A 13,440-nucleotide genomic window follows, 5' to 3' on the forward strand; every position below is an offset into this window, starting at 1 on the left:
TTTGGCGAAACAATATTCATTTGAATGGTTTAGTTGTAATTTTTACTTGTCAGTTTTTAAAAAGATCCGTATTATGGCGCACATGGAAGCGTGGCAGAGCGGTTTAATGCACCGGTCTTGAAAACCGACGAGGGTGTGAGTCCTCCGTGAGTTCGAATCTCACCGCTTCCGCCACATTGAAGTTTCTGACACTGTTTAACACTATATAAATAATTGATTTATAAGGTTAAAATTAGAAACAAACGATATAGCAAGCTATGACACACGACGTCAATGAGCGGTTATAAAGTAGTAAAAAATGCAGTAAGATTATCTCTTACTGCATTTTTTTTGTTTATACGTTATGACTGCACGTGGAATCAATAAACTGACTGCCTTACAGGTTAAAAAGGCAAAAGCGAACCCTGATAAAATGTATAAGCTTCCTGATGGGGGAAACCTATACCTGCGTATTGACTCTAATGGTAAAAAATACTGGATATTTAACTATACACGGCCCTACATTGCGAAACGCAACGATTTATCATTAGGCACATATCCAGAAGTCACCTTGGAAGAAGCACGTACAGTCCGTGACGATTATAAGAAATTGATCAAACAAGGGATTGATCCAGCGACAGTACGTTTAGAAACCAAGAATCAAAAACAGAAAGAAGCAGAGCATACCTTTCGTGTAGTCAGTGCAGAGTGGCTTAAAAAACGAGAATTGGAAGGTAAACAGGATGAAGAAACACTTCGTCGTTTAAATCATGATGCCTATCCTTATATAGGCGATATGAGCTTCCCACAACTGACTGTAGAGGTATTAGAAGCAAAAGTATTCCAGCGTATTATTAACCGTGAAGCCTTATCGGTTGCCAAACGCTTAAAGTCAGACTTAAACCAAATTTTTAAATCAGCACGTAAAAAGAAACTCATTCAATATAATCCCATCGAAGATATTGAATTACCCAATCCACAAGGGGGTAATTTTGCAGCGGTCACAGAAGAACAGGATTTAGCACCGATGCTGAATAAAATCTGGAATTATTCAAAATTACATGCACGCTGTTTGATCACCACGCAAGTTGCCTTAAAGCTCTCAGTTTTGACTTTTCAGAGACCTGGAGAAATCCGTAAGCTTAAAAAGTCTTACTACTATCCAGAAGAGCGGTGCTTTAAATTCATCGCCAGTAAAACCAAACAACAGCATGTGGTTCCGTTATCGGATCAAGCATTTGAATTGGTACAGTCGATTATTGATTTGTATCCGCATAGTGAATATCTATTTGTCGGACGTGATTCTAAAACCTATCTGTCAGACAACACTATTAACACGGCATTGAAACGTTTGGGATATGGCGGGAAGCAAACGGCACACGGCTTAAGAGCAACAGCCCGTACCATGCTCGATGAGATTCTAGAACAACGTGTAGATTTTATTGAACATCAACTGGCACATAAAGTGAAAGACAATAATGGTACTGCTTATAATCGAACTAAGTTTTTAAATAATCGTCGAGAGATGATGCAGGAGTGGGCAGATTATTTAGAATCCCTGCTAGATCAAATTGGTTAATGAATAAAAAATCTTAAACTGAATTGTTTAAATGTAATTTAATCTAGACAATCCAGTTTTGACTATTTCATACCAGATGTCGGTATGACTATATTTAAATAGTGTCGATTCTATATTTTGTCATTGTTGACAAGATTATTGAACTCTATCAGATATTCATTTTCATGTTCGGCTAACCATTTAACAATTTCTACGTTATTCAAGAGTCTTTTAATAAAATGTTTGATCGAAGTTAGTTTGAGGCTATCGATGGTAAATGTTTGAAAAATATTTTTCTGTTTAATTCTGAGATTAGAGATTTCGCGTTTAAGCTGCGCCATACTAGCAGTATCAGCTGCAGTATTTTTTTTATTTTTAAGTGGGATTAATTCATTTTCATTACTGGTGTCCTTTAGAAATCGGGCATGTCTAACTGAAAAATCCTGTAAATTCTTCATGCATGTTACAACATCAAGCTGTCGAAGTTTTTTCATTTGTCTTAGGAATGGAAAAACTCCTAAAGGTACTTCCTGATCAGCCATGATTTTAATAGATTCGTCACAAATACCTGTAAGTAAATTAAATTTATTAATAATGGTCTGAGGGGCTAGATTAAGCGCATGCGCCAGTTCATTAACGGGAACACCGGCCTTCATGGCACGAATAATCATGTGAACTCCTTGTATGGATGCGAGCCGGTTAACTTTACTGTTATAACTATAGGTATCATCTAGAGTACTGATCAGACATTTGGCTTGTGTTTGTCCACAAGACTGTAGGGCAATTAATCTAGAATACCCATCAAGGAGTAAATAGTTATTTTCTTTTTGAGGATCAGGAAAAACAATTAATGGTTCAACTAAACCAATAGCCTTTACGGATTGCAATATTTGCCGATATTTTTTACTGGTTTTAAACTTTGAGTGAAAAATTTTCAAGGGTGTAATTTGGTTAATCTCGATAAAATAGATACGAGGATTAAAAGCAGCTTTAATAGGTGGGTTATTCTTCTTCATAGGTTAATCCATTATCAATGAGATGCTGTAATATCTGGGGGATCTGAGAAAAGCCTTGCTGTTGTAATAAAGAATAAAATGTAGGATTGGTGATGAGTTTTTTAAAAGCGTGTCCTAGAAAGATTAAGGTTTCTTGACAGAGCTGGGCTTTTTTTCCAGATAACTCATGTTCTTCTGCTTCTTCCTGACAGATTTTGTATAATTCTTCTATACTGGTTTTATTTGATTTGATTGAATTTCGACCAAATACGTTATTCTGTGGCTGAGCCTTTAATCCCTTTTCTCGCTTATCGAGAATATTCCGAATAGCTGCAACTTTTCTTGGCTGGATTTTTTTGTTTTCAAGTGCTTCAGTCAGTAAGTCTTGAATTTCAGCGGTACTACTGCGAGCAATATCTATCGCAAGCCCAATAGGGATCGTTTCATTTTCAACAGCAGCGAGCAATCGACTTTCACCACGGGCCAGTAGGGATAAAACCATTCGAACCCAACTTTCTGTCGTACCAATTTTTTCTGCAATATTCTGATGGGAGTTGCCTCGCTTACGTAGCGCTTCAATTTCTCTTAATTGTTCTATAGAAGAGTGATTAAATCGTGCAATGTTTTCTACAAGGCTCATGATCATGCATTGATCTTCGGTTATATCAAGAATGCATGCCCATATTTCATCTTGTCCAAGTATTTTAAAAGCTTCTATTCGACCTTGACCACAGATAAGGTCATATTCAAATTCATGGTTCTGATCAGTTCTAAGTCTTACTGAAATTGGTCTTCTCAGACCAGTTTTTTTGATACTGTCAACAATTGCTTGGTGCTGTTTACGGCTGCGAACTCTCGGATTAAGAATATTAATTTTATTGATTGGAATTAATTGTATTTGATCAAGTTCCTGCATAATTAACTTACTCCAGCTAATGGAACTCGGGCCACAAGCCTGTATAGGAAATCCAGTGATTTAAATTGATAGACATCCAGTCCAGATTGATTATGGGAGTTGATTTTCAAAATTTCTTTACTGAAATTCTGATGCGGAAAAATATAGTAATCCAGAACATGATGATTATCTGGTTGCATGCGAACAGCGACAGTGATGTCTGGATTCAGACTACTTTCAAAGCGAAATAACCACTGTTTTTGATGCGGGGATTTGACAATGCAGCGTGAAATAATAATTGAGATGGAAATTTCATGATTGGCATGGATCAGGTGATTATTACAGAGTTCAATTTCTGCACCATGTTGTTCCATCTTGTCTATAATCTGATTTAGAAGTTGCTGATGAAAGACTCTCAGATTTTTATTGATCTCAATATAACGATAATCCCGTTCGGGATTAAAACCAATTAAAGTATAAGCCTTGAGTAAACTTCCAAATTGAGTACGGTAGGTTGAGGAAGAAGGCATATTATCTTGTTCATCAATAAGAAGCCCGGATAAGGTTCCCTTGCTGGACAATAATATTTTTAAAAGTTTCAGCATTTGTTCCTTGGTTATTTTTTGAGAACGGTTCAGTCTGATTTGCTGTGCCTTCATAAATAGTTCTAAAGGCACAATCGCTTTAAATGCGTTATTTTTTCTTACCCATTGTTCAAACGGATTTGGTTTTCTCGGTGTTTTCAGACGTGCTGAAGAGCGGTTAAAGACGTTATTTCCGATATATTTTTCATTAATTAAAATTTGATATACAGTACTTCTTGTCCAAGGTCTGTCCAGATCAGTTCTAATTCCTTGTGCATTTAAAAGGTTAGCAATCTGTTGTTCAGTTTTATTATCTTCAATAAACCATTGGTAAATCTGATTAACAATCTCAGTTTCGTCATCTGGGCCGGGACGAAGGATCACGCGATCAGTCTGAATACTTTTCCACTCACCACGTTTCAAAGTAAGTTTTTCAACCCCATTTTCATCAATCAGTACACGACGCAGGCCAAAACCAGCAGGACCACCCTGTCTATATCCTTGTTTAATTAAATGACATTGTCCACGGAATACACGCAGAGATAAACTTTTACTGAAATGTGCTGCAGCGTGACGGTCAAACATTTCACCTACTTCTGCACCAAGATTGTCCTCATAATTATCATATTTAGGTCCGTTACCTTGACAACAGATTAGTCGGACACCATTTTTTTCACATAGATATTGGTTGACTATACTTTCCTTAGTATTTTGAGCACGGGACCAACGGCTCATGTCATAAACTAAGATAATCTGAAAATCTGCTTGCTGGTTAAATATATCGGACAGCAGTTGCTGCATTGCTGGGCGATCTTTAAAAGTCAGAGCACTTTTACCAGAGTCTCTATACTCCTTAACGATCAGCATATTATTTAACGTAGCATAATCTATAATATAAGATAGCTGATTTTCTATGGAGTTTACCTGTTCACTGGTGGACATACGCATATAGGCAGCGGCACGAACTTTCATATCATCACTGTTTTTGTTATTTAGTGGATGGATTGAATGGGTACATTTAGTGAAGGAACTAGCTTCAAGATAAAATGAAACTATTATAGAGGTATGTCAGTTAGTTTTTTGTAATGCAATAAAAGTTATGTTAGGGAAAAATAGATAAATGAAAAACATAGACCTGTCTGTGACAGGTCATTTATTTATGCCGCTGTATTCATTTTTTGTTCAAGCCAAGCATTAATCTTACTTTCAGACCAAGTCGGCATGCTTGCTGTTAAATAGGTCGGCTCTGGAAAGTCGCCACGACGGATCATTTTCCAAAAAGTGGATTCCGCAATATTCAACAAACCTTTTGTTGCAGGTTTATGTGACAATCGACGATGGCGACCACTCCGGTCAATATAATCTTTAGCAGGTCGTTCAGGATAATTCACTAAATCCTTTACACGATAACGAGGCTCTAACATTTTATTCTCCCTATTCTGTATTAAATTTTTGAATTAATCGCTTTTTGTGTAGCAGACAGAAAGCTCTGATAACTATTTTTATAAATGTCATCTAGTACTTGAGCCAATTCATGAATCTCTACAAAAAAAGCACCTTTCTGACTTTCGTCAATTCTGAAACAAGCAAAGGGGAATTTTTGTTGACGTGCTTTTTCCAGTACTTTTTCTTTACACAGATGAGGATAAAACTCTTTACACACGTCATCCAATTTAATTAGTGTTGAACGAAATTTAAGAAATAAGTAATCAGCAGTGTTTAAGTGATACATAGTGACTCCATTGAGTTTTGTTAAGCACAAGCTAAAGCAGGATGCAAAAAAGGAGGTTATTTCCTAACAACTTTTTGATTCTGCGTTATGAGAGTCATTGTAAAAAAAATGAAATTGTAGACAATGTCGTAAAAGGGGTGTTTTATTTAAATGATGACTTATGCCTAGACGGACCGAATCCCAGAACATAGCAATCAATATCTTGGATTATTTGTTTTTGTATGATGTTGCTTCCATGTCTACTTTTTCTGATGAAAAGAATGCTTTCTATCCAGATCTTTTGGGTACAATTGATTATATAAATTCAGCAAGAAACCATCATGGGATTAAAGCAGAGATATATCAACATTTTATATTGTGTGGAATAGAGATTTTAGCAAACTACTCTCAGTCATATGAAGAATTTAATATAAAGTTAGATTTTATATTAAATGAGTTGATTTATGAGGTGGTTAATAATGGTTTTTTAAAAGATGAATTCATAAGTGACCTAAGTGAATTAAATCTAGAATACAAATTATCTACTAGGGAAAGAGAAGTAGTATATAAGTTAGTTGCTCAAATTCTATATTTTGATTTTGATAGCACAGCTTTTTCAAGTTTTCATAAATTCTTAGTCATGGGAATCTTGAAATCAGATAAATTTTTATTTAAAAATGTAGACCAGACTAAAACAAAAGAAATAGAAAAAGATTTTGTTCGTGCTATGCTGTTTTGTGAGTTTGAATTGTTGAAAAATAAATACCTAAAAAAAGAAGGAGGTATTCTAAAAAACCTTCATAAAAGTATAACGCAGGTCAAAATTGATAATAAAAGAGAGATAAATAAATACTTAAAAAATTTGAGTGAGATACTATCCAATAATTCTCTCTTATTAAAAAGTACTCCTGATTGTCCTGGATTGATGGGAAGTTGGATTTTTTATGAAGCACATGCAAAAAATGGTACGCTTACGCTTTATCGACAAAAGTTTGAGGACAATAAATTTGTTTTTGATCAAGAGGAAGATATTGAAGATGTTTGTGCTGAGATTGCAAGTCAAAAAATGAGTATTTATGGATTTAAAATTAAAGCAAGAGCTATTTATAACCACTCTCTTCGGTTTGATAGTTTTTATATACTTATAAAATTAATTTTTGAAGAAATGTCAAAAGAAAAGTATAGTTTATTTTTGCCTGGTTTTGAGCACTCTTTACGTAGTGGATTTGGTATACCTGAGAGCTTTAGTGAAGCTTTAACCATCTCGAATAATAAGTTAAAAAAATTAAATAAGCGTGTACCCTAGAATAGGAGAGTACAAGCTTATTTAAAATTAATGCAATTACTATACTTGGGAATAGTTAAGAGGAATACATCGATTGCCCTGAATAATCAGCACATTCTTCCGTAAAACATTTATTAATTAAATGCTCAATCATCTTTTCTTGAGTTTTGTTGTGCTTTAATGCAAGTATTTTTAAGCTATCTAGTGCTTTATCTGTTAAGAAATAGTGGTGAGCTTTGCCTTTATTTTTAGCGCGATACACCTTTTGATACCATGCATTCTTTAGTTTCTCTTTTAATGCTGTGTAGATGTGAATGTTCTCAACATACATTACATCAAAAATTGAATTCACAACGACACCGAAATCAGAGTCTTCAAGAGGCATAAGTGGAGATTTGTTAAATTCTCTAAAATTTTCCCGATCTTCATCCATATATTTTTTAGCCCATTTATAGAATTCAGGGTGATCATATTTTTTAAAGTGTAATGATTTTTCAGTAATAAGCTTGGAATAGGCTTCTTCAATATAATCAAGTTCACGGTTGTCACGGTAGTATTCTCTAAAGGTGAAAATAATATAAAGGAACCGAATATATGGGTTGGAGATGGAGTTGATTAATCGTGAAATTTCCCTATCTCTAATTTTTATCCTATATAGTGCGTAAATTAAAAGCCGTCTATCTGATTTATATTGAGATAAATTTCGACCACGTATTATTAAATCATCTTTGTATTTATTAATGTAATAAATAAAATCCTTTGCATAATCCTCTCTAGTATTTGAAAGTTCTTTAATAAGATTAATTTTAATTTCATTTAAATTTTTAGATGAATTTATATTTTTAATATCCATTTCTATAAGTTCAATGTCATTGTTTTCTACATTCTTAACTCTTAAATCATATATAAGCTTTTCTTTATTAAGCACATGTGATAACCAAACAATATCCTCATTATGAAAATCTTTAATTAGCTTGATCAGTGCATTACAATGCTTTATTGAGTCCATGGTTTGTTCCTTACAATAAGATTTCCATAAAATTTATTGTAAATGTGGCTAGGTTTCAAGTGAGTTTATCGAACGATATCTGTCAATTTCTGTTTATTTTTTTATAATATTTTAATAATTAAAAAAGTATGGAGTTTGGCTATTTTTTAAGCTTTTTTCTATCAGCCAGAATTTGGTGTAGGAAATATATAATAATACGGAATTTTTAAAAACTTAAAAATAAATAATTGATGGTTTATATTTTAATTTATTTTGAGTTTTAATGTCTAGTGTATATTTAATTTCTATCGGATAACTTTAACAGAGTTTTATTTATATTTTTTTATGATTTATGCTGATGAGCAGGATTAAAACCATTGTACTGCAATACTTGTAAGTAGGATTTTAGTTTTTTATTATGCTTTATAGGTTGAGTGTAATGACTTTGTTTATAATTTAATAAAATATAACCTTATTCAAATATTTTAAGTATTATTCTATGAATTAATAATCTAATAACCAATATCTCACTTAGTAAGCTCATACCCCTAAAAGTAATTTATTACAGATTAGCCACTTCATATAGTTCTAAACTATAGGTAAGTGACCATGTCTCATCGAATTAATAAAGATGTATCATTAAAAACAAACAACGAAGCAATCTTAACCATCGAAATTGAAGAGTTCATTCAATCCTGCTTAATTGCGACCAGACAACCCAGATCTTTCTATGGGAACTTCTGTGATCTATTATTCGAGTTTTCCGAAATTTATAATCCTGACTTTAGCTATTCAAGTATAATAAAAATATTTTGCACCCTAATGTATGACTACCAGTTGGATTTAGATTCTCCTATAGACCTATACAAACGTTTAAAACAGAGTTCATTCAAAGAATGGCAAAGTGACTTTAGTAAAACCAAAGAAATTTATCAGAATGATATGTGCCAACATCGCTACAATGAAAGTCTGAATGCAGAGCGTTTAGATAATCGATTATTAGAACTAGTTGAGGATTACCAAGCTCTATTGGTGGTACGAGTAGATTTAGCCTATGTCCAGAATCCTGATATTCTGCAAGTAGAATATGATTTAGAAAAGCTACGCAGACGAATTAATCGGTCCCGATATGGAGATGATTTACTTCTACTGGTATGGGCTTTAGAGCAAGGGGCATCCAAAGGGTATCATTGCCACATAGCATTGATATTTGATGAAAGAGATCGTACAGGGGCATGGAGTATTGCAAAAGCTATCGGTGAATTATGGGAAGAGATAACGGATGATCAAGGGTGCTATTTCAATTGCCATGATCGTAAGTATCTGAGCCGTTATGAAAAACGAGATATGATTGGAGTTGGGATCATTTATAGTAACCTAACTTATCAAGTCGAGAAGATGCGTTCAACGCTAGCATATTTGTTAAGGTCGACCAAGGGACAACATTTAAGAGTAAAGACGTCAAAGAAAATGAGAACCTTTGGGATGTCACAGCGTTGATCCCAAAAAATAATAGATATACATCATCTACATGAACAGTGAATGTTTATTTACACATTCAAAGGCTTATCAATTGATAAGCCTTTTCATTTCAAGAGGTATATCTTATGAATATTACGTGTCCGTATTGCCATTCCGAAAATGTGAGCCGTGAAACAGCTCAGTCAGATAGTTCTAGTTTTTCTTCAATTGCGGGTGCTGGAATTGGAGCAAGCCTTGCCAAAAGCCTTCCTACACCATTTTCACCGATCTTAGGTGGACTTGCTGGTGCGTTAATCGGCGGGGTGATTGATAGTTTTATACAGCAGCCAAAGCCACAACAGCCTGTGGCATTTTTTCATTGTCATAACTGCCATCGTAATTTCCAGTAGTTATTTATATGTGAGATAGAGGGGATATTGGATTTCTTTAAGGAGTTAGGGAATTCTTTGTTACTTCCAAAAAAGAAATAAGGGAAAATGTATTCCCTTATTTTTTTAGCGAGTTTGTAATTTAGCCATCGTAGACAGTTTACTTAAGCTGAGTGATTACCAAGCACAGACTTTAAAGTCACTGCCAACCCAACAAGCTTTTTGTTTTTGAGAACGAACTGCTTCACCCCACATTGAACCGCCACCCCCTAATTTCGTCGCTTGGACAACAGCCTGATTTTTGCCTTCAACCATCACCATAAGGCCTTCGACTTTTAATTTTTTAGAGATGTTAGGATGGCTGATATAAAAGCTGCCACCGCCTTGAGGCTGAAAATTACATTTCCCTTTGTAACGTGTTTGACCACTTTCATCAATTTGACAGGTGGCTTCTTTTGCTTGAGCAAGTACAGGGAAGGTAGACAACACGCCAAATGATAGGATGAGGCATAGATTTAATTTTTTCATATTAAGTTCCGTGGTGATTGATTGTTTTTTGATTAATCTAGTAATTACAGCCGTCGCTTGAATCAAGCTCATCATAACTGAAAACTACGCCATAAATGGGTTTGTTCAGCGATGCTGACTTATTTTGGTTGACATACTCTGCTTTCAACTCAACGTTGATTTCACCCTCTGCGCCATCGCGGACAATGAATGAATAGTCTGAATTGAATTTGGTGTTTAACAGATTAAAACAGCCTTGTTTCAATTTGGCCACTGCCGATTTTAAACTGTCTTTGCCCAGATAAAATTTTGTTCCATTGACTTGAATGATATTTACTGATGGCGTAGTGCGAAGCTGGTCAATGCTGAAATGCTTTAAACCATATTGGTCATAACTTGCACTGATGGAGTAATTAGATTTATTCCAATAGCTGTATGTGTTATTTCCATCCGTTGGTTTACCCAGCTTTTTAATTAAAGAGGCCCGAGTGTCTTCCACCGTTATTTTTTTGCCTTCAAATGTCAATGAAGGCATGCCAGCCAAAGCAGAGGCAGAAAATACAGACGTTAAAAGTGATGTAATGATTAGTTTTTGCATTTTAAGTATTCCCAATTAATAGCACTTTTTCACATCATAATTAACAGGTTCATTAATCCATCCAACCCGATGAATAATACCCATACCTTGAGCATTGATGTCTTTGCGGTAGACCTTCCATTGTTCTATTGCTTCCATTGTAGAGTCGGAAGTCCAATAGAAACTGCCGTTATCTACGCCTTTAGTTTTGATGGTATAGCTTACTTTCCCCTCAGCTTTGTTTATCCATTTAGTGCCTAAACAGTAATTGCGCCCAAGTGAATTCCCAATTTTAACAATAGGCATTTTGTAGAAGCCGTAAGAGTTTACAACTCCGAAACTCAGTCCGGGCAGAAAGACCATTTCAGCAGGTCGTTCAGCTAGATTGCCCTTGCTACCATCGAAATAAAATAGATTCGTATAAATTTCCTGAAGCTTATTATTTCGAAATTCAGCCGTAATCACCGCATTTCCCTTTTTCCATACCATCTTATTTCCATTGCTGGAACTGGGTTGTCCTAGCTTAACACTAAGGGATTTTGGAGTGTCGTATTGAGGGGTGATGTATTCTCCCCCAATTTTCAGCTGAATATTTGCAAAAGCTGTACTTGTACAAGTGGCAAGTAAAGTTGTGAGAATCAATTTTTTCATTATGTTTCCTATCATTTTTTAAACATTATTTTTGAACTGCATGGGTATTCCCAGAGTTCAATTAGTTTGTCTCTGGAGCGATCCAATTTTTTGACCGGTAGATGTTGAGTTCAGTAATGTGCCAAAACTGCAAAAGTAACTGTCAAGCGATGATGCATGTGATTCATAGCCTGAATAAATTTTAGGCAGAATAATTCAGCAGACGGATCAAATGATCAGAAATCGCTGAACAGAAATAAAATTTATTTAGGAAGGTAATGAGAATAAAAAAATTTGAGTCATGATGACTGCTCCTGTATGTAATAGAAGCTCTGCCAAATCACTGCTAAATAATGGTGGCAGAACGAAAAGGGGTTAGCAGACTGGACATACAGAACCAGCACGCGCGGACGCGTCCCCCTCCCGTTCTACCGCAAAGGGGGACGAGAAGGTTTTACGCATAAGGAATACTCAGACGAATATATCCTGATGCGCTGTATGAACGGTCTGCTAAAACCGACTGGCAATGTAGGCCAGCAAGGGAATCATAATCTGTGAGAAAGAGAAGGTCAATTGATTGCCAATACACTTGGCTAGAAATTTAGACAATAGATTCTAAATAATTTCAGATATATATCATCTACATGAAAGATTATTCAGATCTTCATTTTTGCGTTAAACACTATCTCTTTTACCTGCTGACATAGCAGGTTTTTTTATGTCCAAAATTTGGGTTTAAGCAAATCGATCTTTAATTTAAAAAGGAAAATTTTATGGCACATCAACTTGAACACATGGCTTATATTGGTGAAACCCCTTGGCATGGCCTAGGTAATCAACTGACCCAAAACCAACCTATAGAAATATGGGCACAGCAGGCAGGCATGGATTGGCGGATTGAATCTTCTGATGTCAGCTATATGGCACAGAATGAACGCGGGCAGAGCATCATCATGCCATATGAGGAACAGCGGGTTTTATATCGTTCAGATACTCATGCAGCTCTCTCGGTAGTGAGTCAGCGTTATCAGGAAGTCCAGCCGATGGAGATTCTGGAGTTTTATCGAGATCTGACTGAGCAATCCGGTTTTGAACTGGAAACCGCAGGTGTACTCAAAGGGGGTAAGAAATTCTGGGCATTGGCACGTACCGGACAAAGCACAGCACTCAAGGGCAAGGATGTCAGTAATGGCTATATTCTGCTGGCAACTGCTTGCGACGGTACACTGGCCACTACTGCACAGTTCACCAATATCCGGGTAGTGTGTAATAACACTTTAGCAATTGCCTTACGCGGGCAGAACAGCAGTGCTGGTGTAGTTAAAGTGCCACACAGCACCAAGTTTGATGCCGACAAGGTCAAACAGCAATTGGGCATTTCAGTACGCCAATGGGAGGATCATATGTACGAAATGAAACAGCTGACTCAACGTAAAGTCACTCAAGGTGAAGCGGCTGCGTATTTTGATGCTGTATTTAACAACACTAGCCTAAGCGTTGCTGATCAGGAGGAGAACATTATTCAGTTTTACCGTAATGTTGCCAATCCAAATCAAGCTAAAGAAAAGTCTGAACCGAATGGACGGGCTATGAGCAAAGCGATGAATATGTTCAATGGCCAAGGTCGTGGTGCAGACCTGTCTTCAGCCAAAGATACTGCCTATGGTTTACTTTGTTCAATCACCGAGTTTGCTGATCATGAACGTCGCGCCATGAGTACCGATCATCGCCTCGATTCAGCCTGGTTCGGTGCCGGTGCTGCGTTAAAACAGCGTGGCCTAGAACAGGCACTTAGACTGGCAGTTTAAGTTTGATTTAATCGAAGGTAATTAAAATTACTGCAAGTGTTCAGTCACATGGCCTTCAGCAATATTCAGTTAA

At 35.9% G+C, this 13,440-nt stretch carries 14 protein-coding genes and 1 tRNA gene; 6 read left to right on the top strand and 9 right to left on the bottom strand.

The genetic code is table 11. The features are described 5' to 3' along the window. Nucleotides 1–84: 84 nt before the first annotated feature. Together AC3CAU_RS07905 and AC3CAU_RS07910 are read left to right on the top strand one after the other, a co-directional pair. Nucleotides 85–174 (top strand) — tRNA-Ser (locus AC3CAU_RS07905). A gap of 169 nt (nucleotides 175–343) precedes the next feature. Further along, nucleotides 344–1,558 (top strand): tyrosine-type recombinase/integrase, encoded by a 1,215-nt coding sequence (locus AC3CAU_RS07910; protein ID WP_447054224.1) that lies wholly within the window; start codon nucleotides 344–346, stop codon nucleotides 1,556–1,558. 110 nt (nucleotides 1,559–1,668) lie between these two features. Here the strand turns inward: AC3CAU_RS07910 and AC3CAU_RS07915 are convergent, their stop codons facing one another. From AC3CAU_RS07915 to AC3CAU_RS07935, 5 genes are all read right to left on the bottom strand, one after another. Continuing rightward, nucleotides 1,669–2,553, bottom strand: coding sequence for a plasmid partitioning protein RepB C-terminal domain-containing protein (locus AC3CAU_RS07915; protein WP_447054225.1), 885 nt, complete (start codon nucleotides 2,551–2,553; stop codon nucleotides 1,669–1,671). Further along, the gene (locus AC3CAU_RS07920) at nucleotides 2,540–3,448 is read right to left on the bottom strand and encodes a ParB/RepB/Spo0J family partition protein (protein ID WP_447054226.1); all 909 of its coding nucleotides are present in this window, start codon (nucleotides 3,446–3,448) and stop codon (nucleotides 2,540–2,542) included. Before AC3CAU_RS07920 ends, AC3CAU_RS07915 begins: the two co-directional genes overlap by 14 nt. A 2-nt stretch (nucleotides 3,449–3,450) precedes the next feature. Next, nucleotides 3,451–4,983 (bottom strand): recombinase family protein, encoded by a 1,533-nt coding sequence (locus AC3CAU_RS07925; protein ID WP_447054227.1) that lies wholly within the window; start codon nucleotides 4,981–4,983, stop codon nucleotides 3,451–3,453. 185 nt (nucleotides 4,984–5,168) lie between these two features. After that, nucleotides 5,169–5,435: a helix-turn-helix transcriptional regulator gene (locus AC3CAU_RS07930; protein ID WP_447054228.1), complete on the bottom strand. Its 267-nt coding sequence runs from the start codon at nucleotides 5,433–5,435 to the stop codon at nucleotides 5,169–5,171. Between the two features lie 20 nt (nucleotides 5,436–5,455). Further along, nucleotides 5,456–5,743, bottom strand: a complete 288-nt coding sequence (locus AC3CAU_RS07935) for a pyocin activator PrtN family protein (RefSeq protein WP_447054229.1) — start codon at nucleotides 5,741–5,743, stop codon at nucleotides 5,456–5,458. A gap of 235 nt (nucleotides 5,744–5,978) precedes the next feature. On the opposite strand from AC3CAU_RS07935, the gene AC3CAU_RS07940 reads away from it, so the two are divergent. After that, nucleotides 5,979–7,028 carry a hypothetical protein gene (locus AC3CAU_RS07940; protein ID WP_447054230.1) on the top strand — a complete coding sequence of 350 codons (1,050 nt, stop codon included), beginning with the start codon at nucleotides 5,979–5,981 and terminating at the stop codon, nucleotides 7,026–7,028. 55 nt (nucleotides 7,029–7,083) lie between these two features. On the opposite strand, the gene AC3CAU_RS07945 is transcribed toward AC3CAU_RS07940, so the two are convergent. Then, nucleotides 7,084–8,016, bottom strand: coding sequence for a hypothetical protein (locus tag AC3CAU_RS07945; RefSeq protein WP_447054231.1), 933 nt, complete (start codon nucleotides 8,014–8,016; stop codon nucleotides 7,084–7,086). Between the two features lie 588 nt (nucleotides 8,017–8,604). Between AC3CAU_RS07945 and AC3CAU_RS07950 the strand changes: the two genes are divergently transcribed. After that, nucleotides 8,605–9,495, top strand: a complete 891-nt coding sequence (locus tag AC3CAU_RS07950; RefSeq protein ID WP_447054232.1) for a YagK/YfjJ domain-containing protein — start codon at nucleotides 8,605–8,607, stop codon at nucleotides 9,493–9,495. Between the two features lie 107 nt (nucleotides 9,496–9,602). Next, nucleotides 9,603–9,866 carry a hypothetical protein gene (locus AC3CAU_RS07955; RefSeq protein ID WP_447054233.1) on the top strand — a complete coding sequence of 88 codons (264 nt, stop codon included), beginning with the start codon at nucleotides 9,603–9,605 and terminating at the stop codon, nucleotides 9,864–9,866. A gap of 156 nt (nucleotides 9,867–10,022) precedes the next feature. Here AC3CAU_RS07955 and AC3CAU_RS07960 read toward each other — a convergent pair whose 3' ends face one another. The 3 genes from AC3CAU_RS07960 to AC3CAU_RS07970 are packed head-to-tail and all read right to left on the bottom strand — an operon-like array spanning nucleotide 10,023 to nucleotide 11,580. Then, nucleotides 10,023–10,373 carry a hypothetical protein gene (locus AC3CAU_RS07960; RefSeq protein WP_447054234.1) on the bottom strand — a complete coding sequence of 117 codons (351 nt, stop codon included), beginning with the start codon at nucleotides 10,371–10,373 and terminating at the stop codon, nucleotides 10,023–10,025. 37 nt (nucleotides 10,374–10,410) lie between these two features. Next, complete coding sequence (locus AC3CAU_RS07965; RefSeq protein WP_447054235.1) at nucleotides 10,411–10,950, bottom strand: hypothetical protein; 540 nt, start codon at nucleotides 10,948–10,950, stop codon at nucleotides 10,411–10,413. 15 nt (nucleotides 10,951–10,965) lie between these two features. Continuing rightward, a complete protein-coding gene (locus AC3CAU_RS07970) occupies nucleotides 10,966–11,580 on the bottom strand; it encodes a hypothetical protein (RefSeq protein ID WP_447054236.1) in 615 nt (204 codons plus the stop codon). 752 nt (nucleotides 11,581–12,332) lie between these two features. Here AC3CAU_RS07970 and AC3CAU_RS07975 point away from each other — a divergent pair. Beyond that, complete coding sequence (locus tag AC3CAU_RS07975; RefSeq protein WP_447054237.1) at nucleotides 12,333–13,367, top strand: DUF932 domain-containing protein; 1,035 nt, start codon at nucleotides 12,333–12,335, stop codon at nucleotides 13,365–13,367. The last annotated feature ends 73 nt before the right edge of the window (nucleotides 13,368–13,440 follow it).

The sequence above is a fragment of the Acinetobacter sp. GG23 genome, assembly GCF_057766365.1.

Coding starts and splice junctions, on each gene's coding strand:
- AC3CAU_RS07910 (WP_447054224.1), top strand. CDS start 344: ATGACTGCACGTGGAATCAATAAACTGACTGCCTTACAGGTTAAAAAG.
- AC3CAU_RS07915 (WP_447054225.1), bottom strand. CDS start 2,553: ATGAAGAAGAATAACCCACCTATTAAAGCTGCTTTTAATCCTCGTATC.
- AC3CAU_RS07920 (WP_447054226.1), bottom strand. CDS start 3,448: ATGCAGGAACTTGATCAAATACAATTAATTCCAATCAATAAAATTAAT.
- AC3CAU_RS07925 (WP_447054227.1), bottom strand. CDS start 4,983: ATGAAAGTTCGTGCCGCTGCCTATATGCGTATGTCCACCAGTGAACAG.
- AC3CAU_RS07930 (WP_447054228.1), bottom strand. CDS start 5,435: ATGTTAGAGCCTCGTTATCGTGTAAAGGATTTAGTGAATTATCCTGAA.
- AC3CAU_RS07935 (WP_447054229.1), bottom strand. CDS start 5,743: ATGTATCACTTAAACACTGCTGATTACTTATTTCTTAAATTTCGTTCA.
- AC3CAU_RS07940 (WP_447054230.1), top strand. CDS start 5,979: ATGTCTACTTTTTCTGATGAAAAGAATGCTTTCTATCCAGATCTTTTG.
- AC3CAU_RS07945 (WP_447054231.1), bottom strand. CDS start 8,016: ATGGACTCAATAAAGCATTGTAATGCACTGATCAAGCTAATTAAAGAT.
- AC3CAU_RS07950 (WP_447054232.1), top strand. CDS start 8,605: ATGTCTCATCGAATTAATAAAGATGTATCATTAAAAACAAACAACGAA.
- AC3CAU_RS07955 (WP_447054233.1), top strand. CDS start 9,603: ATGAATATTACGTGTCCGTATTGCCATTCCGAAAATGTGAGCCGTGAA.
- AC3CAU_RS07960 (WP_447054234.1), bottom strand. CDS start 10,373: ATGAAAAAATTAAATCTATGCCTCATCCTATCATTTGGCGTGTTGTCT.
- AC3CAU_RS07965 (WP_447054235.1), bottom strand. CDS start 10,950: ATGCAAAAACTAATCATTACATCACTTTTAACGTCTGTATTTTCTGCC.
- AC3CAU_RS07970 (WP_447054236.1), bottom strand. CDS start 11,580: ATGAAAAAATTGATTCTCACAACTTTACTTGCCACTTGTACAAGTACA.
- AC3CAU_RS07975 (WP_447054237.1), top strand. CDS start 12,333: ATGGCACATCAACTTGAACACATGGCTTATATTGGTGAAACCCCTTGG.